Origin of the sequence: Humitalea sp. 24SJ18S-53 (genome assembly GCF_050632385.1) — a bacterium.
Classification (GTDB): Bacteria; Pseudomonadota; Alphaproteobacteria; order Acetobacterales; family Acetobacteraceae; genus Humitalea.
Map to the genome: position 1 here is coordinate 1,057,230 of NZ_CP192599.1, position 22,135 is coordinate 1,079,364.

Genomic DNA, 22,135 nt, shown 5'->3' on the forward strand with positions numbered 1-22,135 from the left:
TTGGATTAGCCGGGCGGTCGGGGCAAACTGCGGCCTGTCAGGTGCTGCCGTCGCCTTCGGAGGAAGTTCGCATGTCCCGTCATCCCAAGTTCCGCGCATTGGTTCAGAGCGCGGTTGTCGTCCTTGTCGCCGGTATCGGCCTGTCGGCCTGCGCGCCCACCAATACCGGGACAACCTATTCCCGCTCGGCCATCGGCCAGCCGAGCTATGTGTCCTATGGCACCATCGTCGGCCAGCGCCCGGTCCAGATCGCCGGGTCCCAGTCGGGCGTCGGCGCGGTCGCGGGGGCCGCGGCCGGCGGCGTCGCGGGGTCCTTCATCGGCGGCGACTGGCGGTCGCAGGCGCTGATGGGCATCGGCGGCGCCATTGTCGGCGGCCTGGCCGGCAACGCCATCGAAAGCGGCGTGACCCGAGGCTCGGCCATGGAATTCGTCGTCCGCGAAGACCGCGGCGGCGACATCGCCGTGGTCCAGACCAACGAAGACGGGTTGCAGGTCGGCGACCGCGTCGTGGTGAACCGGGGCCAGCAGACGCGCCTGTCGCGCGCGGCAGGCGGGCCGGCGATCAATCAGGGGGCGGGTTTCGCGGCGCCGATGGGGGCTGTGGTCAAGTAAGGGTGTGAAGAAAGGGGGGGCGCATTGAGAGAGGCTTTGCCCCTCTCAAACTCTCCCCACCAAGGGGCCGTGGCCCCTTGGAGCCCACGCGATTTTGTAAAATAAAGAGAGGGGCATCTCAGGGGCGCGATTGATCGACGGCACGCCATGCCCCTCTTTTTATTTTACCAATACTCTGCCGGTCCAGGGGCGGCGGCCCCTGGTGGGGGAGGTTTGGAGGGGGCGAAGCCCTCTCCATGGCGCAACTTCCCCATCACGCACCAACCCGCTACCGCCGCCACGACCGCAGCCGATAGGCCAGCGCCTCCGCCACATGGCCACGGCCCACGGTCGCGGCCCCGGCCAGGTCGGCGATGGTGCGTGCGACGCGCATGTTCCGCACCTGGCCTCGGGCGGAGAGTCCCAGTTTTTCGGCTGCCTGTTCGACCAGCAGGGCGGCGGGGGTGTCGAAATCCGCGCGCAGGGAATCATGGTCGGCGGTGGCGTTGGTCGCCGCCCCCTGCCAGCGCGCCCGGCCGAACGCCCGCGCGGCGGCGACCCGCCCAGCCACCGCCCCGCTGCGCTCCCCGGCCGGCGCGCGGGCGAGGTCGGCGGGCGGCACCGGTTGCACCTCCACGGCCAGGTCCATGCGGTCGAGCAACGGCCCCGACAGCCGCGACTGGTATTCCGCCCCGCACCCCGGCGCGCGGGCGCATTCGCGCGAGGCATCGCCCAGCATGCCGCAGCGGCAGGGGTTCATCGCCGCGACCAGTTGGAAGCGGGCGGGCCAGACGGTGCGGGCATTGGCGCGGCTGATCACGGCCTCGCCCGATTCCATCGGCTGGCGCAGGGCTTCCAGGGCGGGGCGCGGGAATTCCGGCCATTCGTCCAGGAACAGGATGCCGTGATGCGCCAGGCTGATCTCGCCCGGCCGGGCACGTGGGCCGCCCCCGGCCAGGGCCGGCATCGACGCCGAATGATGCGGCCGGCGGAAGGGCGGGCGGCGTAGCAGGCGGCCTTCGCGCAGCATGCCCGCGACGGAATGCACGATGCTGGCCTCCAGCGCCTGTTCCGGCAGAAGGTCGGGCAGCAGCCCCGGCAGGCGCTCGGCCAGCATGGATTTGCCGGCACCCGGAGGCCCGACGAGCATCCTGTCGTATACGAAGGCCCGGCACCTGAGGTAGTCTCCAGGCGCTCAGACCGAAACGGACGCCCGCCTGATGCCCCCCAAAGCCTACAGCTACCTGAGGTTCTCTACCCCGGAGCAAGCCAAGGGGGACAGCCTCAGGCGCCAGACAGCCCTAGCTGAGCAGTACGCCGAGAAGCACGGGCTAGACCTAGACCAAGAGCTCACGTTCCAAGACCTTGGCTTGTCGGCCCTCCGAGGAGCGAACGCCGAGACCGGGCGCCTAGGCGACTTCCGCCGGGCGGTTGAGGATGGCTACGTTCTGCCCGGAGCAACACTACTGGTCGAGAGCCTCGACCGCATCTCTCGGCAAGCCGCCCGGAAAGCCCTGGGGGTGCTGGGCGACATCGTGGACAAGGGCGTCACAGTCGTAACCTTGAACGACGAGCGAGCCTACACAAAGCGGACCCTCGACGACGACCCCATGTCGCTCCTCCTGGCGCTGCTAACGTTCATCCGGGGCAACGAGGAGTCCGAGACGAAGGCCCGGAGGCTTCGCGCGGCGTGGGTCGGCAAGCGCCAGAAGGCTGCCGAGAAGCCGCTGACGAGCATCTGCCCTGCTTGGCTGGAACTCGACCGCGCGACCGAGCGCTTCGCCGTGAGGGAGGAACGGGCCGAGGTCGTGAGGCGAATCTTTCGGCTAGCCGCCGAGGGAGTCGGGCTCCACGGCATCGCGCAGCAACTCAATGACGACGGAGTGCCGACCTTTGGACACCCAGGGAGACGGGCAGACTTCTGGCAGCGCTCGTACGTCGCCAAGATCGTCGCTAACCCCACCGTCACAGGGACGCTCTTGCCGCATGTCATGGAGCACGCTGAAGGAACCCGGAAGCGTCGCGCGCTTGACGCAGTGCCCAACTACTACCCGGCAGTCATCACTGAGGAGGCCTTCCAGGCCATCCAGGCGCGACGTCTGGGAGCTCACACCGCGCGCAACCGAACAGGCGCCACGCTAGTCTCCAGCCTCGTGGCAGGCCTTGCGGAGTGCCCGGCCTGTGGGTCCACCATGACGCGCGTGGCGAAGGGCAGCGGGGCACGCGCCGGGAAGCCTCGCCTGGTTTGCGTCCGAGCGCGGGCCAAGCTTTGCGACGGGAAGAGCGTCATCTTGGAGCACGTCGAGCGCGCCCTGGAGGATCGAGCCGAAGAGATCGTCGGGACCGCACCAGTAGGGGGCGAGGAGCTACAAGCCGAGATCGACCAACTGGACGCAGCGGCCGGCGCTGTCGGCGACCTTCGGGCAGAGGCAGAAGTCGACTGGCGCGCTTCTCGCTCCACCGCCGCGAGGGACCGCATGACGCGTTTGGAGGCCGAGCTTGACCGGGCTCAGGCCAAGCTGAAGGCCGCGCAGGAACGCCGAGCCGCTGCCGGGCCGGGCCTACAGGCACGCCTCTCGGTGTTTCGGGCGGCCATCGCGGCGAGGCCCCTGGAGCGGCCCAAAGTGAACGCCCTCCTCCGCTCTTTTCTGAAGGCCGTTGTCGTGAACCCGACAGACGGCACGCTAGGACTCCACTGGACGTCGGGCGGCGTGACAACCGTGGACTACGCCTGGGGAGGGGCCGAGAGCCGCCGACGCACATAAGCGACTATGGAACCCGCTATCCGGTCCCACTTTTTGGATTATGAGAGAGAACTGAGACTCCTGTCCGTGACAAGGAACCAACCCGCATGACCAGAAGCCGACACCCACTGAGCCCGACCGGCGGCACCACGCCTGAAGACCTAGAGGCAGTCCGACGCATCCTCCCGGAAGCCGGGTGGCACGTCGAGGAGGTTCTAGACCCCACGGCGGACGGGCCGTGGATCGAAGCGACGGACCCGGAAAGAGTCAGGTGGGCCATCGGGAGGGACACCGGGGGCTGCTACTTCGCTGTTCCGGACCACGGGTTTAGGAGCGTCGGGGTGAGGGACTTGGCGACGGCCGAGGAAGCCGCGACCGGGATGCGGAACTTCGTGATCGCCGGGCTACGCCGCTTCGTGAGCGTCGCGGCGTGAGCGACCATACGACACCAATGCGGACCCCGCCGAAGCCACTACCGGACCTAGACAAAGTGAAGCCACGCAGCGTGGCGGTGAGCAGCCTCGTGCTAGACCCGGCGATGCAACCTCGAGCCGGCACCGACCGGGAGACGGTCCGCAGGTACCAGGGGTACATGAAGGCGGACCCGAAAACTCTCCCGCCGATCACGGCGGCCAAACTGACAGACGAGCCGGAGGGCCAGCTTTACGTCATCGACGGGTTTCACCGGGTCGCGGCCGCGCAAGGAGCCGGCTTACGGACGCTTCTCGCGAAGACGGTCGAAGTGGACCGGGAGACAGCCGAGTGGATGGCAGTCGTGGGGAACCGAGCTCACGGCCTCCCGCTGGGGCGCAAGACGGACCGAGCGGCTTTCCGGAGATACGTCGAGGCGGGCCGGAACGTCGACGAGGCGGGAGGGCTCAAGCCATACCGGGCCATCGTTCAAGACCTGGAGAACACACGGGGCCGCTCTACGGTCCACCGCTGGATGAACGAGATGTTCCCCTCGCTTGCCGCAGAGATGGCCGGGCGAGAGGAACCCGAAGCCGAGGACGGGAAGCCCGACCTGCCCGCCTCCGCGGTCGAACAAGAGGAGCACCTCGCCGAGATAACGGCGTCGTTCGGGCGGCTAGCGCAGGCCATGCACAAGCAGCAGGTCCGTGCCATCGGGCACCACGCCGCAACCGAGGGCTGGACACGAGCGGAGGTCGAGCGGCGAGCGACCGAACGGACCCGCGCGGTGGTCCGCCAGTCTGCCTTTGAGGTCTGGGCCGGCGCTGCCTCCCTCCTCGGCACGACACCGGAAGCGCTCCAGCAGGAGCACGAGGCTTGGCTGGAAGAGCACGAGGCGAGCAGCCTTGAGGCGGATTACTGAGAGCCGGACAAGGCGCGGAGGGGCCCGGCGTCTGTCCCAATGGGACGCACTTATAGGGGACACGACGGGGGGCGGACGGGCCGGCGTGCACCCGAGGGATGAGTGCCCCCTACGCGCCTCCGGAAGGCCGCCAGGAGCCATTGGGAGCCCGGCGGCACCAGGACCACCGCCCGAGAGTCCTAAGGCGACAGAAGGCTTCTGGCAGCACCAGGAGGAGGGAGCGGGGGGCCAGCAGCAGGCAGGCCCCTCACCACCATGACTTCTTCTTTCGGTCGGCCTCGAAGGCTTCGTTAAGCTTGCGCTGCAACTCTGCAGACTGCCGGAGGCACCGCGCAGAACCAGCGCCATCCTCAATCGCCGAGTACAGCTGGGCGGCCATGACCATCACCCGGACCGCGCCATCGCCACGCAACTTCTCCGCGTTAACCAACGCGTAACCCTCGACGATGACGGCCAACAGCGCCGCGCTTTCAAGGTCCACCGCCACTAGACCGTCGCGCTGCTCGATCACCATCGCGGTTCCCCCCCGTTGCGGTACCGAACGTACGCACCAGACGGCGGACGGTCTATCCGGGGCGAGAGCGGAGGGCGGGCCGAGGCCCCCAAGAAGGGCGCCAGGAAAGAGCGACAACGACACCGACCTTTAGCCGAGATTTCGAAGTCGGTCTCAAAACAGGCCAGGGGGGGTCACTAAACGGCACCACCAGCAGAAGGCTCGAGGACCAGCGGCGCCGGGCGGGTCCACGGGAGCGGCGGCGGGCGACGATGCGGGCCGAAGTACGCCAGGCGCACGTAGGGGAGGACACCAGGCGCGCACGGGACGGCGACAGGACCAGCGTACCAACCCAACCCACCAAAGAGCATCTCCCCCCCAATCCCACCGCAACGGCCGCAGGGAGCAGACACCGAGAGGGCACCCAGGTGTCCGCGCCCCCGCCGCTCCTCCAACCGAGCATCCAACCCGCAACGCCACCCACAGCGACGGCAGGCCACCGCGACAGCAACCCCGCAGTCCGCCAAGTCGCCAAATGACGGGGCTCTTGTCACCAACAGGATCAGGTTGTGGCCCCCGGCGGCCGCCACTTCCAGGGCGCGCTTGGCGGTCTCCTGCCCCTTCACCTGCGACAGACACAGCGCATCGGCGGCACGGTCCAGCGGCGGCGAAGGCTTGGGCGCCATCAGCGGCTGCGTGCCGCGCATATGGGCCAGCAGAGTGGCAAGGTTCGGCGGCGCCAGGACTTCCACGGGGCCGGCCCAGGCAGCCTCACCCCCCTGCGATGCGGGGCAGATCAGCCCAAGGTCGCGCCCAGCCGCTGCCAGCGCGGCCGGCAGCACGCCCGGCACCGGCAGCAGCGCGCCATCCAGCGCCAATTCGCCCAGTGCGGCGAAGCGGGCCAGGTCCTCGATAGGAAACAACTCCATCGCCGCCAGCAGGGCCAGCGCGATGGGCAGGTCGTAGTGCGACCCCTCCTTGGCCAGATCCGCCGGTGCCAGATTCACCAGCACCCGCTTGGGCGGCAGCGACAGGCCCAGCGATGCCAGGGCCGCACGCACACGCTCCCGGCTCTCGCCCACCGCCTTGTCGCCCAGCCCGACCAGGGTGAAGGCCGGCATGCCGGCGCTGATCTGCACCTGCACCTCGACCGGCTGGGGCTCCATGCCGGTGAAGGCAAAGGTCGCGACGCGGGAGATCACGCGCTTGTGGCGTCCCCAAACCCGGTCAGGAATCGCGCCAGCAGCCCGCCGATGACGTCGACGTTGTAGCCGCCTTCCTGCGTGATGCAGGTGGGCAGCCCCATCGCCCCAATCGCCGCCCCCGCGCGGGCAAACCCGTCGGCGGTGACCTTCAGCGCCGCCAGCGGTTCATCCTCCGACGCATCGAAACCCAGCGGCACGACCAGCGCATCGGCCCCGAAGCGCCGGATCGCCGCGATCCCATCATCCAGTGCGGCGAGCCACACATCATCGCCCACGCCAAAATCCTGCGGCAGGTTCAGGTTGCCATCGGGCGTACCACCCGTTTCCCGCGCGTGGCCGACGAACCATGGGTAATACCGCCCCGGATCGGCATGCAGGCTGACCGTCAGCACATCCGCCCGATCCCAGAAGATCCCCTGCGTGCCATTGCCGTGGTGGCTGTCGATGTCCAGCACCGCGACCCGCGCCGCCCCTGCCGCGCGCAGGTGTTCGACCGCCAGCGCCGCGTTGTTGATGTAGCAATGCCCGCCCGCCCGCGCGGCGTAGGTGTGGTGGCCCGGCGGACGGCACAGCGCATAGGCATTCCGCCCCGCCGCAACCTCGCCCGCTGCCGCCAGCGCGGCCCCGGCGGCCCCCACCGAAGCCTCCCAAGTGCCAGGCCCGATCGGGCAGGCGCAATCGGCGGTGAACCAGCCCGTCCGGCTGATGACGCTGGCCGAGGGCACGCCGCCCTGGGCCAGCATCTCCGGGCTCGGGTGGATATTCGCCACCACCTCCGGCCCCGCTTCCGGCAATGCCGCCCAATCCTTCGCGGCATTGGCCAGGAAATCCAGGTAGGCCCCGTCATGCACCGTCAGCAGCGTCGCCAGGCTGGCGGGCAGCGCCGCCTCCGGCGCCAGCCCCAGGCTGGCCAGCCCCTCGCGCAGCGCCGCCGCCCGCGCGGGCACTTCGTAGTTCTGTCGCACCGCCCCGCGCATGAGGAAAAAGCGCGGCGTGTGAAGCGCTTCGGAGATGTTGTGGAATGTCCGCATCCCCACAACCTCGCCCGCGATGCGCGGGTTGTCGAGACTTGGCCGCGCGGCGTAGCCTCCCATCCTGCAAGTCTGGGAGACAATGCAATGAGCGTTTCGCGTCGTGGATTCACGGCGGCTTCGGCTGCGGGCGGATTTCTGGCATCGGTTGGGCTGATGCAGGTCGATGACGCGATCGCGCAGGGCGTCGCCCCGCGGCGCGGCGGCACCTTGACGACGATGCTGACGCCGGAGCCGCCTGTCTTGCAGATCGGCGTGAACCAGCAGGGGCCGACCCTGATCGCGGCGTCAAAGATCTTCCAGGGCCTGCTGAAGTTCAGCCCCACCTTGGAACCGCAGCCGGAACTGGCGCAGTCCTGGACCATCAGCCCGGATGGCAAGGAGTATACGTTCAAGCTTCAGCCTGGCGTAAAATTCCACGATGGCACGCCGATGACGGCAGATGACGTCATCTTCTCGGTCACGAAATTCCACTTCGAACTGGCGCCGCGTGCCCGCGCCATCTTCAGCCTGATCGACACGGCGACGGCGCCCGATCCGCTGACCGTGGTCTTCACGCTGAAGCAGCCCTTCGAACCCTTCCTTTTGATGTTCGACGTCACCGCCTGCGCCATCGTCAGCAAGGCGCTGTTCGACGGCCAGGACTACCGTCAGGCGCCGGCCGTGCAGCGGCCCATCGGCACCGGACCGTTCCGTTTCGTCGAATGGCAGCGCGGCAACTTCATCCGCCTGGAACGTTTTGCGGATTACTGGAAGCCGAACCAGCCCTACCTCGACGCGATCATCTTCCGCATCGTCCCCGACAGCCAAAGCCGCCGCCTGGCGATGGAGACCGGCCAGGCCGTGCTGGCGCATTCGAACGACATCGAACCCTTCGACGTCCCCGCCCTGCGCGGCCGCCCCAACCTGGAAGTGATGACCGCCGGCTGGGAATATTTTTCGCCACTCGCCTGGATCGAAACCAACCACCGCGTCACCCCGCTCAACGACGTGCGCGTGCGCCGGGCCATGAGCCAGGCGATCGACCGCAACTTCATCACCCAGCGCCTGTGGTTCGGCATCAACAAGCCAGCGACCGGGCCCGTCGCCAGCACGACGAAATTCTACGACCCCAGCGTCACCCTGCCGCCCTTCGACCCACGCGCCGCGATGCAACTGCTCGACGCCGCCGGGCTGCGCCCCAATGCGCAGGGGGTGCGCGCCACGATCAAGCATCTGGTGCTGCCCTATGGCGAGGTCTGGTCGCGCCTGGCGGAATACCTGCGCCAATCGATGCGCGGCGTCGGCATCGACCTGCAATTGGAAAGCACCGATGCCGGCTCCTGGGCGCGGCGCATCGGCGCCTGGGAATACGAAACCTCGGTCAATTTCGTCTATCAGTTCGGCGACCCGACCCTCGGCGTGGAGCGGACCTATGTCTCCTCCAATATCCAGAAGGTGACCTTCACCAATACCGGTGGCTATTCCAACCCGCGGGTGGATGAGCTTTTCGCACAGGCGCGGGGCAGCGCGGATCCCGCCGTGCGGCGCCAGGCCTTCTCGGATGTGCAGAAACTGCTGGTCGATGACATGGCGCAGATCTGGCTGATGGAAATGGCCTTCCCGACCATCGCCGACCGCCGGTTGCGCAACGTCATCACCGGCGGCACCGGCATCCACAAGAGCTTCGACGACGTCTTCCTGGCGTCCTGAGCCATGGATCCGCAGCGGCTGCCCGGTTTCCTGCTGCGGCGGATCATCAAGGCGGCGATCGTCATCCTGGCGATCGTCGTCTGCAATTTCTTCCTGATCCATGCGGCCCCGGGCGACCCGGCCAGCGTGATCGCCGGGCAGTCCGGGGCGGCGGACGAACGCTACCTCGCGCAACTCCGCACGCAGTTCGGGCTCGACCGACCCTTGCTGGAACAATTGTGGATCTATGTACGGGGCGTGCTGACGCTTGACCTCGGCTACTCGCACCGCCAGCAGATGGGTGTCGCGGCACTCATCGCGCAGCGGCTGCCGGCGACGCTATTGTTGACCGGAGCCGCCTTTGTCTTCGCCGTGGTCGGCGGCGTTACCCTTGGTGCGCTGGCCGCGCGCCGGGTCGGCACCTGGGCCGATAGCGCGATCACCGTGCTGGCGCTGACCTTCTACGCCACGCCGATCTTTTGGGTCGGGCTGATGCTGGTGCTGCTGTTTTCGGTGGTGCTGGGTTGGCTGCCATCCTTTGGCATGAACACGGTTGGCGCCGATTATACCGGCATCGTGGCGGTGCTGGATGTCGGCAAGCATCTGATCCTGCCGGCGCTGACGCTTGGCCTGTTCTACCTCGCCGTTTACGCGCGCCTCACGCGCGCAACGATGCTGGAAGTCGCCGACCAGGACTTCGTCAAGACGGCCCGTGCGAAAGGCGTGCCCGAAGGCCGCATCCTGCGCCGCCACATCCTGCGCAACGCGCTGCTGCCCGTCATCACCCTGGCCGGCATCCAGGCCGGGCAGTTGGTGGGTGGGTCCATCCTGGTCGAAACCGTCTTCGCCTGGCCCGGCATCGGCCGGCTGGCGTTCGAGGCCCTGCTGGCGCGCGACTACCCGGTGCTGCTCGGCGTCTTCTTCTGCACCTCGGCGATGGTCGTGATCTTCAACATCTTCACCGACCTGCTCTACGCGCTGGTCGACCCGCGGGTGGAGGTCCAGGGATGAGGGAGTTTTGGGGCCGCTTTTCGCGCAACCGGGGCGCGGTCGTGGGCCTCGTGATCCTGCTGCTGGTCATGCTGATGGCGGCCCTCGCGCCCGTCATCTTCCCAGGCTCGCCCTGGGACATGGCCGCCGCCCCCTTCGTGCCGCCGGGCGAGATGGGGATGCTTTTGGGGTCCGACAGCCTCGGCCGCGACGTCGCGTCCGGCATTGCGCATGGGGCGCGCGTGTCACTGATGGTCGGCGCGGTGTCCACCGTCGCGGCCCTTGGCATCGGCGTTACCCTGGGCGCCATCGCCGGCTATGCCGGGGGCTGGGTGGATGATGCGGTGATGCGCTTTACCGAATTCTTCCAGACCATTCCCTCCTTCATCCTGGCGATCCTGCTGGTGGCGATTTTTTCGCCGTCGATTTCGTCGATCGTCTTCGCCATCGCCATCGTCTCCTGGCCGCCGGTGGCGCGGGTGGTGCGGGCCGAATTCCTGGGGCTGCGTTCGCGAGAATTCGTGCAGGCGGCCGAATGCCTCGGCAAATCTCGCATCGCCATCATGGTGGGCGATATCCTGCCGAATGCGCTGTCGCCCATCGTCGTGCTGGCGTCGTTGATGGTGGCGACGGCGATCCTGCTGGAATCCGCGTTGTCGTTCCTGGGCCTGGGCGATCCGAACCTGATGACCTGGGGCTTCCTGATCGGCTCCGGCCGCAGCGTGATCCGCATCGCCTGGTGGATGAGCGTCTTCCCCGGCGTTGCGATTTTTCTGACCGTGCTCGCCCTGAACCTAGTCGGCGAAGGCCTGTCCGACGCGCTCAACCCCCGCCTCGCCCGGGGTCGTGCATGAGTATCCTGACCATCGAGGGACTGACCGTCGCACTCCCGCCCGGCGCCGACCGGCCGCATGCGATCGAAGATGTGTCGCTGAACGTTGCGCGTGGCGAAATCCTTTGCGTCGTCGGCGAAAGCGGATCGGGCAAATCCATCACCGCCAATGCCGTGATGGGGTTGCTGCCCAAGGGCCTGCCGCTGCGTGCGGGACGGATGTTGCTCGACGGCATCGACCTGCGCGCCCAATCGCCGGAGGCCATGCGCCAATTGCGCGGCCAACGCATGGCGATGATCTTCCAGGAACCGATGACGGCGCTGAACCCGCTGATGAAGGTCGGCGACCAGATCGGCGAGGCGCTGGCCGTCCATGGTGTCGCCGACCGCGGCCGCGTCGTGGAATTGTTGGGCGCGGTGAATCTGCCCGACCCCGCCGCCATCGCGCGCAGCCATCCCTTCCGCCTGTCGGGTGGCCAGCGCCAGCGGGTGATGATCGCCATGGCGCTCGCCCTGGAACCGGCGCTGCTCATCGCCGACGAACCGACCACGGCGCTGGACGTCACGACCCAGATGCAGATCCTGCGCCTGATCCGCGAGATCCAGCAGCGACGCGGCACCGGGGTGCTGTTCATCACCCATGATTTTGGCGTGGTCGCGGAAATTGCCGATCGCGTCGCGGTGATGCAACACGGCCGCATCGTCGAACAAGGTTTTTCGGCTGACATCCTGAACCAACCACAACACCCCTATACCAAGGCGCTGATCCGCGCCGTGCCCGGCTTTCCCAGGGGCGGCGGGGCCAGCATCGAACGCGGGCCGCCGCTGCTGCGGGTCACCGGGGTGGAAAAGACCTATCGCCGCGGCGGCTGGTTTTCCGCAGGCACGGTCGTGCGCGCGGTGCATGACGCGGACTTCACCCTGGCGCGGGGCGAGACGCTGGGGCTTGTGGGGGAGAGTGGCTCCGGCAAATCCACCCTGGCGCGCTGCGTCGTCCGCCTTGTGACGCCGGAAAAGGGCGAGATCCTCTTCAACGGCGACGATTTGCGCCCGCTGTCCCGCGCGGCCATGAAGCCCTATCGCCAGCGCGTGCAGATGATCTTCCAGGATCCCTATGCCTCGCTGAATCCACGGAAAAAAGTCGGCGAGATCATTGCCGAAGGCCCGATCACCCACGGCACCCCGCGCGCCGAGGCCTTGGACCGGGCCAAATCGCTGTTGGCGACGGTGCGCCTGGATCCCTCGGCGATGGACCGCTACCCGCATGAATTCAGCGGCGGCCAGCGCCAGCGCATCGGCATCGCCCGGGCGCTTGCGATGAAGCCGGAATTGCTGATCGCCGATGAACCCGTCAGCGCGCTGGATGTGTCGGTGCAGGCGGAGGTCCTGGCCCTGCTCGCGGAAATCCGCGCGCGGGAAGACCTGACCATGCTGTTCATCACCCATGACCTGCGCGTGGCCGCCCAGGTCTGCGACCACATCGCGGTGATGCAGCGGGGGGCCATTGTCGAACAGGGGCCCGTCGGCCAGGTTTTTGCGCACCCGGCCCACCCCTATACGCAGCAACTGCTGGACAGTATTCCCGGCCGCGCCTGGACGCCGCCGGATCTTGGAGAGGTTGCATGACACTCGACCCCGGCGCCCGTCGCGCCATCCTGGAAGCGGTCACGGCCCTGCGCGAGGATGGGGTGGAGAACCTCAAGCGCCTGGTGCGCTGCGAGTCCACGCTGGGCAACGAAGCCTCGGCGCTGGACGAGATGGCGCGGGTCTACGAAAGCCTGGGCCTCGCCCCGCGCCGCGTGCCGACCGATCCGCTGGCGCTGGCCTCGCATCCCGGATTCTCGCCGCCGCTGATGTCGTATGAGGGTCGCGACAATGTCGTCGCCGTCCATACCCCGCGCGAAAAACGCGGCCGGTCGCTGACCTTGCAGGGGCATGTCGATGTGGTGCCCGAAGGGGCTGCCGATATCTGGGTCACGCCGCCCTTCGAGCCCGACATCCGCGACGGCCGCATGTATGGCCGCGGCGCCGGCGACATGAAGGCGGGGATCATCGCCTATGTCACCGCCTTCAAGGCTTTGCGCCTGGCGGGGCTGCAACCCGCCGCCGAGGTGCAGATGCAGTCGGTGATCGAAGAAGAATGCAGCGGCAATGGCGCGCTGGCCTGCATGGTGGCGATGCCGAAGACCGATGCGGTCATCATTCCCGAACCCGGCCCCGGCCTGCCGGCGCTCTACACGGCTGAGGTCGGCGTGGTCTGGGCCTGGGTCACCGTCACCGGCCGCCCCGCGCATGTGCGCGACATCAAGGCCGGCGTGAACGCGATCGAGGCCGCGATGTCTGTCGCCGCCCGGTTCAAGGCCTATGAAGACGACCAGAACCGCGGCGAAAAAATCCACCCCGCCTTCCGCGGCGTGAACCACCCGGTGAACGTGAACATCGGCACCCTGGAAGGCGGCGAGTGGAACAGCAGCGTGCCCACGCGCGCCAAACTCGGGATGCGCGTCGGCGTCATGATGGGCAATACCGCCCTGAACGTGCGCGCCGATATCGAAGCCATCGTCGAGGCCGCGCGCCACGACCCCGCCACGGCCGGGGCAAAATTCCTGCTGGAGTTCAAGGGCTTCATGGCCGACCCCTGCGTCTTCGATACCGAGGCGGAGATCGTGCGCCTGGCCACCCAGACCTTCGCCGATGTCTCGGGCCAGACCCTGCGCCACTACCCCGCGACGGGGCTGACCGACGGCCGCTTCTTCCAACTCTACCAGAACACCCCGGTCGCCTGCTTCGGGCCGGATGCCCAGGAGATCCATGGCATCGACGAAAGCGTCGGCCTGGACAGCATTCACGACATCACCGCCACCATCGCGTTGACCATGGCGACATGGTGCGGCGTGGAGTCCATCCGATGAACCTGCCGCTTTCCGCCGACCGTCTCTGGGCCGATCTGATGGCGATGGCCGCGATCGGCGGCACGCCAAAGGGCGGCTGCAATCGCCAGACATTGACCGATCTCGACGGCCAGGGCCGCGCGCTGCTGACCGAATGGTGCGCCGCCATTGGGCTGACGCCGGGGCTGGACCGGCTGGGCAACATGACGTTCACCCGCCCGGGCCGCGATCCGTCGAAGAAGCCGGTGGCCATTGGCAGTCACCTCGACACCCAGCCCACCGGCGGGAAATACGATGGCGTGCTGGGCGTGCTGACGGGGTTGGAGGTGCTGCGCGCCGTCCACGAAGCCGGCATCGAAACCGAAGCGCCGCTCATGCTGATCAACTGGACCAACGAGGAAGGCGCCCGCTTCTCGCCGCCCATGATGGGCAGCGGCGCCGCGATGGGGTTTTTCGAGGAAGCCGCGACCCTGGCCCAGGCCGACCACGAGGGTCTCCGCTTCGGCGATGAACTGACCCGCATCGGCTGGGCGGGCGGCGACGATCCCGCGGCGCTGCAGAACCTGGGTGCCTACTTCGAAGTGCACATCGAACAAGGCCCGGTGCTGGAACGGGAGGGCCTGTCGATCGGCGTCGTCACCCACGCCCTTGCCCAGGCCTGGTTCGACGTCACCGTGACCGGCGACGACGCGCATGGCGGCAGCGCCATGGCCGGGCGCCGCGATGCCATGATGGGCGCCGCCGAACTTGTGCTGGCGGTCGAACGCATCGCACTGACCACCCTCGCACCCTCCGGTGAGCCCGGGCGCGGCACCGTGGGCCGGCTGACCGTCACCCCCGACAGCCGCAACGTCGTGCCGTCGAAAATCTGGTTCAGCGTCGACTTCCGCCACTCCGACGAGGCCGCCCTGGCCGCGATGGGCGAGGCCCTGCGCGCCGAGGCCCTGGCCGTCGGCGCCCGTCGCCGCGTGGCCGCCGAGGTCGATACCTTCTGGCTCTGCCCGATGACGCCCTTCGATCCCGCCCTGGTCGGGCATGTGCGCGACGCCGCCAGGCGCCTGGCCATCCCGCATAAGGAGATGCCGACCGCCATCGGCCATGACGCCGTCTATGTCGCCCGCCGCCTGCCGGCGACGATGATCTTCGTCCCCTGCCATGGCGGCATCAGCCACAACGAGGCCGAGAGCATCACCCAGGACTGGGCCGAAGCGGGGCTGCGGGTCCTGGCCGATGCCGTGCTGGCCGCCGCCAAGGTCGCCTGACCCATGCGCATCGGCATCGCCGGTTTTTTGCACGAGAGCCATTCCTTCGCCGCCCACCCGACCGGCTGGCAGGATTTCCTGGCCCCCGGCGGCTGGCCGCCGCTGCAGCGCCCGGCCGGGATGATCCACCACCTGCGCCACACCGCCGTCCCCGCGGCCGGCGCCATCGCGGCGGCGGAGGCCGCGGGCGTCACCCTGGTCCCGCTGACCTGGGCCTTTGCCAACCCCGCGGGGCCGGTGACCGATGATGCCTTCGAACGCATCTGCGCCCTGATCGTCAGCGACCTTGAGGCCGCGGGGCCGCTGGATGGGCTCTACCTCGACCTGCATGGCGCGATGCTGAACGTCACCTTTCCCGATGCGGAGGGCGAGTTGCTGCGCCGCATCCGTGCCGTGGCGGGGGATTTGCCGATCGCCGCCAGCCTGGATCCGCATTGCAACCTGACCGCGGCGATGGTGCGGCGGGCGGATGTGCTGACGCCGTTCCGTACCTATCCCCATGTCGACATGAAGGAGGCCGGCGCGCGGGCCGTCGCCCTGCTGCTCGCCCGCATCAAGCACGGCAAGCCTTTTGCCCGGGCCTTCCGCCAGTTGGATTTCTGGATACCGCTGCCGGGCATGTGCACCCTGGTGCCGCCCATGGCTGATGCGATGGGTGTGCGTGCCGGGTTGGCGAAGGCGGTTGCCGAACTCGGGCTGTGCTTTGGGTTTCCCTATGCCGATTTCCCCGACTGCGGCGTCGCGGTCTTTGCCTATGCCGAGACCCAGGCCGCCGCCGATGCCGCCGCCGATGGGCTCGCCGGCTGGCTGGAGGATCACGAGACCTCCTTCGTCCTGGATGTGATGCCGGCGGCGGAGGGCGTGGCCGAGGCGCTGCGCATCCAATCCTCCCGCCCCGTCGTGCTGGCCGATACGCAGGACAACCCCGGCGGCGGCGGTCATGGCGACACCACCGGGCTGCTGGCCGAGTTGGTCGCGCAGGGGGCGGACGCCGTGCTGGCGCTGATCAACGACGACCTGGCCGCCGCCGCCTGCCACGCGGCCAGGGAGGGAGCGACCCTGTCCTTGACCCTGGGCGGGCGCAGCGACGGGGTGCCGTTTACCGGCACCGCGCGGGTGCTGCGGCTGTCGGATGGGCGCTTCATCTGCACCGGGCCGATGACGGGCGGGAACGCGGCGGACCTTGGGCCGTCGGCGCTGATCGCCTTCGACCGCGTCCGCGTCATCGTCACCAGCCGCAAGATGCAGGCGTACGACCAGGCGATCTTCCGCCACCTGGGGGTGGAGCCGGCGGAGCAAAAAATCCTGGCGCTGAAATCCTCGGTGCATTTCCGGGCGGATTTCCAGCCGCTGGCGGAGCGGGTGATCATCGTCACCGCGCCCGGCCCGGTGGTCGCCGATCCATCGGTGTTACCGTTCAAGCATCTGCGGCCGGGGCTGCGGTTGAAGCCGAGGGCCGCGTGATGATCGCCCCGGGGATCTTGGCCTATGTCTCGGTCGGGGTCGCCGATTTCGATCGGGCGATCCGTTTCTACGATGCGGTGCTGGGCGCGCTGGGCCATGTCCGCACCGGCACCTGGCCGGAGACGGGTTGGGCGGGCTGGAGCCCGGCGGCCGAGGCGCCGCGGGCCTTCTACATCGCCCGGCCCTTCGATGGCGGGGCGGCCTCGGTCGGCAATGGCGGCATGGTGGCCTTTGCCGTGGGGGAGGAGGCGCTGGTGCGGGCGGCCTATGACCAGGGGCTGGCGGCGGGCGGCACCTGCGAAGGCCCGCCCGGGCCAAGGCCGCAGTATGGCGAGGGATTCTACGCCGCTTATCTGCGCGACCCGGATGGGAACAAAATCGCGCTGGTGCGCCGGCCGGATTGAGACGTTTCGGACGGCCTGGCCGGCGGTCCCGCCGATGCTGGGGAAGGGGGCGCTAAAGCGCGCCCGCACTGCGTTTCCAACCCTGGCCGCCGCGTTCGCGCAGGGTGCCCGAGACCGCTACCCCCTTGTGCGGTAGCGGGATGGGTTTGCCGGCGCTGTCGCAGGGCTGCACGATCCGGATCGGAATATCGGTCAGCCCCCGCACGGTGGATTTGCGTGAGGCCGAGTGCCCCGCGATCTTGATATCCAGATGCGCCCCGCCCGGGCTGATCTGCACCACCGCCCCCCAGTCCCCGGCGCGGCCCATCGGCATCTCCCCCCCCTCATCGATGCGGAGGAGAACCATGTCGCCGAGATCGTAGGACACCACGCGGGCCACACCGTTCTCGTCGTGTTCGATGCGCATGCCGTGGTCTCCTGCTCCGGTCATGTTGCGCCACCAGCGGTTGAGGAATGCTGAAGGGCGCGGACCGCATCGGGGCGGGGGATCGGGGCGACGGCGCCATAGCCCGTCGTCGCCAGGGCGGCGGCGGCATTGGCGTAAGCCGCGGCGCTGGCCGGATCGTCGCCGGCCAGGGTGCGGGCCAGGAAGGCGCCGCAAAACGTGTCGCCGGCGCCGGTGGCGTCGATGCTGGCCACCCTGTGTCCTGGGATTCTTGTCCGTCCATCGGCACTGGCGACCAGCACCCCGGCCGCGCCACACTTCAGCACCACCAGGGGGCAGAGGCGCAGGTAGAAATCCGCGACCGCATCGGGGTCGGTGAGGCCCGTGAGGGTCGTCGCATCCTCCAGCGAGGGCAGGGCGATGTCGGCCTGGGCGATGGCGGCGTGGATGACGGCGGCAGCGCGGGGCGCGGGCCAGAGGCGCAGGCGCAGGTTGGTGTCGTAGGACACTTTTGTCCCCGCCGCGCGGGCGATGGCGATGGCGCGGAAGCCGGCATCGCAAGCGGCATCGGAGATCGCCTGGCTGATGCCCGACAGGTGCAGGATTTTGGCGGATTCGATGGCGGCGGCGGGCAAGTCGTGGGGTTGCAGCCGGCTGGCGGCGGAACCGGTGCGGAAGAAGGCGAAGTGGTGGCCGGTCACGTCGTGGGTGACGAGGTAGAGGCCGGTGGGGGCCGTGGGATCGGTGCGGGTGGTGGTGTGGTCCACGCCCTCGGCCGTCCAGAGGGCGCGGAAGGCGCGGCCGGCGGGGTCGTCGCCGAGGGCGGAAATATATCCTGTCGATGCCCCCTGCCGCGCCGCGGCGATGGCGGCGTTGGAGGTGTCGCCGCCAAACCCCTCCAGATACAGGGCGCGGCCGGAGGCGTCGGGCGGCTGGCGGTTCAGTTCCAGCATCGGCTCGCCGAGGCAGAGGAGGTCGGTCATATCGATTCGATGCCGAGGGCGGCGCGGGCGGCGGCCTGCAGGGCCGCCTTGTTGCCGGCGGCGATGAGGGCCTCGTCGGCCAGCTTGCCGCCCATGCCGACGAAGGCGGCGCCCGCGGCGATCCATTCGGGCAGGTTGCGGGGATCGATGCCGCCCGTCGGGCAGAAGGGCACGCCGGGGAAGACGGAGCAGAGCGCCTTGAGGTGGCCCGGCCCGCCGCTGGAGGCGGGGAATATCTTCACGGCATCGGCGCCGGCGGCCAGGGCGGCGCGGACCTCGGTGGGCGTGAAGGCGCCGGGCAGCATGGCGGCGCCGGCCTGGCGGGCGACGGCGCAGACGGCGGGGTCGGTCCAGGGGGTGACTAAAAACTGCGCCCCGGCATCGAGGCAGGCCTGGGCGGCCGCCGCATCGGGCACGGTGCCGGCGCCGACCAGCAGCGCCTTGTTGGCGGCGAGCGTTCGGATCAGGTCGATGGCGCCGGGGATGGTGAGGGTGATTTCGATGGTGGTGATGCCAGCCTGCATCAACCAATCCACCGCCGTCGCGGCATGCGCGACGGTGGAGGTGCGGATGACCGGGACGACCCGGGCGGCGGTCAGGGATTTGATCACGGGGTGCATGGACGGGCGCCTTGTGTGGCTTTGGGGGGAGTATTCCTCATGGCCAGGCCAGACGCACGCTGCGGGGGATGGATTTTTTGCCCGCGACGGTGCGCAGGACGCGCCGGAGCAGGCGGATGGTGGGGAGGTCGCGGCGCTGCAAGGCAGGCAGGCTGTGGAGAATCAGGATTTGGGACAAATCGGGATCGGGGAGGAGCCAGGGCGGGCCGTTGAGGGCGGATCGGATGTCCAGGCGGCGGATCAGGACGAGGAATTGCAGGCCGAGGATTCGGTGGGCGCGGCGGCAGGCGCGGGTGATGAAGGACTCTATCCTGCGCAGCGGGTGGGAGTCGTCGTCGAGGGCGACGAGGGTTTGCAGGAGGGATTGCCACAAGCCGCCATGGGTGAGGCGACGGAAATAGCGGGCGATGGTGTTGGGCTTGCCGTATTTTTCGGGGGTCTCGCGCCAGGGGGCGGCGGTGCAGGCGATGTGGAAGATGGCGTCGATGCGCAGGCGTAGGTCTCCGACCTGACGCCCGGCGGGGGAGCGGTGGAGGAGGTGGGGATAGAGGGCGGCCCATTCCTGGTCGGAGAGGGGGGACCAGGGGCGGGGAGGGGTGTGGGGGCGCATGGGGAGGGTTGTAGCAGTGGTGGCGGGAAATAGGTATTTTTTCTTTTATGGGTGATGCGAGGTTCGCTGGCATCGTTTCAGCATGGCGAGCTGCGCAGCGGCCGCAGACCCGGCTGCGGCAGGCCATTACATTCTTCCTATTCGAAAGCTGAGGGAGCAGAAACGGAACCCCTGCAGCTGGGCGACCGGGTTCAGATCGACGTCAGCAGGATCAGTACTGGGCTCGATTAATCTACGACGATCGCTGACCTCTGCCGCTACGGGTTTCCGGGTTGGCGCGTCGCCTGGGCGCAGGGGTGATCCGCCCACAGGCAAGCCATGGATGTTCAGCCCGGCGATGCGGGTAATGTCTGAGGAGATGACGTGTAATGCGCGGGCGGTCCCGAACTGCGGAGGCGCCAGCCACGTTCGCCTCAGGATGCACAGTTTTCCATCAAAATCTGGCCCGTGAACCATCTTGGACGATGAATGTAATAGAGTGCCCATTGCCGAGACATTTCAATCAGGCCATCTTGCGTATAACCTTTGTTATTTTATGATGTAAGGTAGCACGCATGCGGATCGCGATTGTGGGCACGTCAAACTCGGTCGGTAAAAATGGTTACGTTTCCGGAATGCAGTCCGGTGGACTTGTGACCTTGATCCGCAATTTTTCGCTGGGCCATAGCACCTCGGTGGTGCTGCCATTTACGCTTGGCCGTTTTGATCCGGCCGATTTCGATTTTTGCATTTTTGATTTTGTTGTTAATGAGCAACCTTTGATCGAGCGGAATGCAAATCTTCGATCTGCAATTGAGGATCGTTTAAGATATATACTACATCAATTCGCCTCGACGAATTGTATTCCGGTTATGCTTGTGATGCCCAGCGAAAGAGGACTCGAGAAGGGGGGCTTGGCGCGGTCGCTATACTTAGATTTTTCTAAGGCCAATGGCATTCCATTCTTTGATGGTTATGAATATTTGAGCAAAATGATGCAGATATCATCTTTGCCCAGGAGCGATTTTTTTCGCGATCCGGATCACCTGACATCTTGGGTCGCCACGTCACTCGGCATGATGATGGCTGAGCAATTACATTCTCTGATCCGATCCGGCCCGGTCAGAATGCGTTCGCTCGTGCAGGCCCCCGACTACCGCTACGAACTGGCCGCGCTTCATAATGATCTGGGTGGTCAAGATATTCATCGGAAAACTTCTCTGGTTGGCGCTGATTTCCGACGTTTCGAGCGGCCTGGACAAGCAAAAATTAACCTGAACTATGAAGGCGCCATCATTGGGCTCGGACTCAATCTGAGCCAGACCAAGGCGAAGATTATCTTCGACGGCGGCCACTCCCAGGCTGCGCACGTGTCCGGTACGAGATACTTCGATCCAACAGAAAAACAGCTAACCTTTGTCGTCAGGCCGATTAATAAGCTCCCTTACGCGAGTGGTACTGTGAAGATTTCTTGGAAATCACTATCAGAACACGACAATACCATCTTCGAGTTTCATGGGTTTTCCGTTGAGCTTCCTAGGAGCTCGGTCGAGATTCTGCAGATGAACATCGATGGTGATTTGGAGCGCGCCATCCCAGATTCGTCATATCGGCTGGCTGCGACGATCGGCGTGCGCATGACCACCACATTCGTCGAACAGAAGAAGCGCGAACTCGCCAAGGCTCAGGCTGCTTGAAGCGAATTCGGCGCCCTAATGCGGCGGCAAGACATATGTGCGGAATCCGGGCCGAGGCAGTCTTGGGGACTTTGACTCGCTCGGGCATCAATGCGGAAAGTGAGACACAATGGACAGCAATGTGAGTTCATCTTCGCTCTGTGATCTGGCGGAGCGTTGGCAAGTAACATTTCCCGAATCGAAACTGGCTATTTTGCCGGCAGGCTCGCTTTCGATTAAAGGGGTTCAGGTTATCGACAAAGGGGAGGGAAATTTTTTCTTATATTATCCTGATGACATATCTATTGCCGCGCCTATCAGGGTGTCCTTTAAAGGAAATAACAATTACATTGCGCTCGGACGTTCTGGTCGATGTAATGGATCGCGCATAGACATAATAGGAAATTATAACAAAATAATCGTCGGTAGAAATTTTAATTTAGATCAGAATGGCTTTCGAGTGCAAGGTGCGGGTTCTTCTATTGTTATAGACTCCCATCTCACCTGCCACGCGAAAACATTTATATTCGCACAGGGTGGAGATAAGCATATAAATATCGGGCGGCACTGTCTTTTTTCTACGCGCATTAACATTCGAACGAATGATGGACATGGAATTTTCGACCTTGAGACAATGAAGCGGGTCAATATCGCGAAAAGTATTGTCGTGCACGACAGGGTCTGGATTGGTGAGGACGCTAAGGTCCTCAAGGGTGCCATCGTCAATAGCGACAGCGTGATCGGCGCGGCGTCAATTGTGACACGCGAGGTGCCTGCCAATTGCGTTGTGGCCGGAAATCCCGCGCGCGTCGTTAGGACAGGAATCTTCTGGAACCACTCCCAAGTTCTTCCGAGGGGGTACGATCACGCAGCCTACACCGCTCCCCTCGAAGATACTGATCTCTGAGCGCTCTTGCTTGAGGAGCGCACGGCAATAGAGGTCTTGTAGCAAATCTCGGCCCTGGGGGC

21 protein-coding genes and 1 pseudogene are annotated in these 22,135 nt (G+C 66.7%); 14 read left to right on the forward strand and 8 right to left on the reverse strand.

The window, feature by feature from the left end; all coding sequences use genetic code 11:
- The first annotated feature begins 71 nt into the window (after window positions 1-71).
- The gene (locus ACQW02_RS05150) at window positions 72-614 is read left to right on the forward strand and encodes a glycine zipper 2TM domain-containing protein (protein ID WP_431284200.1); all 543 of its coding nucleotides are present in this window, start codon (window positions 72-74) and stop codon (window positions 612-614) included.
- A gap of 268 nt (window positions 615-882) precedes the next feature.
- Here ACQW02_RS05150 and ACQW02_RS05155 read toward each other — a convergent pair.
- Window positions 883-1,743 (reverse strand): annotated as a pseudogene (locus ACQW02_RS05155) (ATP-binding protein); the annotation flags it as partial.
- Window positions 1,744-1,813: 70 nt separating this feature from the next.
- On the opposite strand from ACQW02_RS05155, the gene ACQW02_RS05160 reads away from it, so the two are divergent.
- The 3 genes from ACQW02_RS05160 (at window position 1,814) to ACQW02_RS05170 (ending at window position 4,670) form a co-directional block, all read left to right on the forward strand.
- Entirely contained in the window at window positions 1,814-3,358 is a 1,545-nt protein-coding gene (locus ACQW02_RS05160) for a recombinase family protein (protein WP_431284201.1), read from the forward strand.
- A gap of 86 nt (window positions 3,359-3,444) precedes the next feature.
- Window positions 3,445-3,771: a hypothetical protein gene (locus tag ACQW02_RS05165; RefSeq protein ID WP_431284202.1), complete on the forward strand. Its 327-nt coding sequence runs from the start codon at window positions 3,445-3,447 to the stop codon at window positions 3,769-3,771.
- The gene (locus ACQW02_RS05170; protein WP_431284203.1) at window positions 3,768-4,670 is read left to right on the forward strand and encodes a ParB N-terminal domain-containing protein; all 903 of its coding nucleotides are present in this window, start codon (window positions 3,768-3,770) and stop codon (window positions 4,668-4,670) included. The genes ACQW02_RS05165 and ACQW02_RS05170 overlap by 4 nt, the downstream gene beginning before the upstream one ends.
- A 247-nt stretch (window positions 4,671-4,917) precedes the next feature.
- Here ACQW02_RS05170 and ACQW02_RS05175 read toward each other — a convergent pair whose 3' ends face one another.
- The 3 genes from ACQW02_RS05175 to ACQW02_RS05185 form a co-directional block, all read right to left on the reverse strand.
- On the reverse strand, window positions 4,918-5,184 hold the full coding sequence (locus tag ACQW02_RS05175; RefSeq protein ID WP_431284204.1) for a hypothetical protein: 267 nt from the start codon (window positions 5,182-5,184) through the stop codon (window positions 4,918-4,920).
- A 176-nt stretch (window positions 5,185-5,360) separates the two neighbouring features.
- Window positions 5,361-6,365: a magnesium chelatase domain-containing protein gene (locus tag ACQW02_RS05180; RefSeq protein WP_431284205.1), complete on the reverse strand. Its 1,005-nt coding sequence runs from the start codon at window positions 6,363-6,365 to the stop codon at window positions 5,361-5,363.
- Entirely contained in the window at window positions 6,362-7,399 is a 1,038-nt protein-coding gene (locus tag ACQW02_RS05185; protein ID WP_431284206.1) for a histone deacetylase family protein, read from the reverse strand. Before ACQW02_RS05185 ends, ACQW02_RS05180 begins: the two co-directional genes overlap by 4 nt.
- An 87-nt stretch (window positions 7,400-7,486) precedes the next feature.
- On the opposite strand from ACQW02_RS05185, the gene ACQW02_RS05190 reads away from it, so the two are divergent.
- From ACQW02_RS05190 to ACQW02_RS05225, 8 genes are read left to right on the forward strand one after another with little or no spacing between them, the layout of a single operon-like run.
- Window positions 7,487-9,091, forward strand: coding sequence for an ABC transporter substrate-binding protein (locus ACQW02_RS05190; protein WP_431284207.1), 1,605 nt, complete (start codon window positions 7,487-7,489; stop codon window positions 9,089-9,091).
- Between the two features lie 3 nt (window positions 9,092-9,094).
- A complete protein-coding gene (locus ACQW02_RS05195; RefSeq protein WP_431284208.1) occupies window positions 9,095-10,081 on the forward strand; it encodes an ABC transporter permease in 987 nt (328 codons plus the stop codon).
- Window positions 10,078-10,914, forward strand: a complete 837-nt coding sequence (locus ACQW02_RS05200; RefSeq protein WP_431284209.1) for an ABC transporter permease — start codon at window positions 10,078-10,080, stop codon at window positions 10,912-10,914. Before ACQW02_RS05195 ends, ACQW02_RS05200 begins: the two co-directional genes overlap by 4 nt.
- Window positions 10,911-12,518 carry an ABC transporter ATP-binding protein gene (locus ACQW02_RS05205; RefSeq protein WP_431284210.1) on the forward strand — a complete coding sequence of 536 codons (1,608 nt, stop codon included), beginning with the start codon at window positions 10,911-10,913 and terminating at the stop codon, window positions 12,516-12,518. Before ACQW02_RS05200 ends, ACQW02_RS05205 begins: the two co-directional genes overlap by 4 nt.
- The gene (locus ACQW02_RS05210) at window positions 12,515-13,804 is read left to right on the forward strand and encodes an ArgE/DapE family deacylase (protein WP_431284211.1); all 1,290 of its coding nucleotides are present in this window, start codon (window positions 12,515-12,517) and stop codon (window positions 13,802-13,804) included. The genes ACQW02_RS05205 and ACQW02_RS05210 overlap by 4 nt, the downstream gene beginning before the upstream one ends.
- Window positions 13,801-15,045: a Zn-dependent hydrolase gene (locus ACQW02_RS05215; protein ID WP_431284212.1), complete on the forward strand. Its 1,245-nt coding sequence runs from the start codon at window positions 13,801-13,803 to the stop codon at window positions 15,043-15,045. Before ACQW02_RS05210 ends, ACQW02_RS05215 begins: the two co-directional genes overlap by 4 nt.
- Before the next feature lie 3 nt (window positions 15,046-15,048).
- Entirely contained in the window at window positions 15,049-16,509 is a 1,461-nt protein-coding gene (locus tag ACQW02_RS05220; RefSeq protein WP_431284213.1) for a M81 family metallopeptidase, read from the forward strand.
- The gene (locus ACQW02_RS05225; RefSeq protein ID WP_431285863.1) at window positions 16,509-16,913 is read left to right on the forward strand and encodes a VOC family protein; all 405 of its coding nucleotides are present in this window, start codon (window positions 16,509-16,511) and stop codon (window positions 16,911-16,913) included. The genes ACQW02_RS05220 and ACQW02_RS05225 overlap by 1 nt, the downstream gene beginning before the upstream one ends.
- A gap of 52 nt (window positions 16,914-16,965) precedes the next feature.
- On the opposite strand, the gene ACQW02_RS05230 is transcribed toward ACQW02_RS05225, so the two are convergent.
- The 4 genes from ACQW02_RS05230 to ACQW02_RS05245 are packed head-to-tail and all read right to left on the reverse strand — an operon-like array spanning window position 16,966 to window position 19,511.
- Window positions 16,966-17,319 (reverse strand): hypothetical protein, encoded by a 354-nt coding sequence (locus tag ACQW02_RS05230; protein WP_431284214.1) that lies wholly within the window; start codon window positions 17,317-17,319, stop codon window positions 16,966-16,968.
- 20 nt (window positions 17,320-17,339) lie between these two features.
- Complete coding sequence (locus ACQW02_RS05235; protein ID WP_431284215.1) at window positions 17,340-18,281, reverse strand: sugar kinase; 942 nt, start codon at window positions 18,279-18,281, stop codon at window positions 17,340-17,342.
- Complete coding sequence (locus tag ACQW02_RS05240) at window positions 18,278-18,901, reverse strand: bifunctional 4-hydroxy-2-oxoglutarate aldolase/2-dehydro-3-deoxy-phosphogluconate aldolase (protein WP_431284216.1); 624 nt, start codon at window positions 18,899-18,901, stop codon at window positions 18,278-18,280. Before ACQW02_RS05240 ends, ACQW02_RS05235 begins: the two co-directional genes overlap by 4 nt.
- A gap of 37 nt (window positions 18,902-18,938) precedes the next feature.
- The gene (locus tag ACQW02_RS05245; protein WP_431284217.1) at window positions 18,939-19,511 is read right to left on the reverse strand and encodes a transposase; all 573 of its coding nucleotides are present in this window, start codon (window positions 19,509-19,511) and stop codon (window positions 18,939-18,941) included.
- 554 nt (window positions 19,512-20,065) lie between these two features.
- On the opposite strand from ACQW02_RS05245, the gene ACQW02_RS05250 reads away from it, so the two are divergent.
- A complete protein-coding gene (locus ACQW02_RS05250) occupies window positions 20,066-21,187 on the forward strand; it encodes a hypothetical protein (protein WP_431284218.1) in 1,122 nt (373 codons plus the stop codon).
- A 109-nt stretch (window positions 21,188-21,296) separates the two neighbouring features.
- Window positions 21,297-22,073, forward strand: a complete 777-nt coding sequence (locus tag ACQW02_RS05255; protein ID WP_431284219.1) for an acyltransferase — start codon at window positions 21,297-21,299, stop codon at window positions 22,071-22,073.
- Window positions 22,074-22,135: the final 62 nt, after the last annotated feature.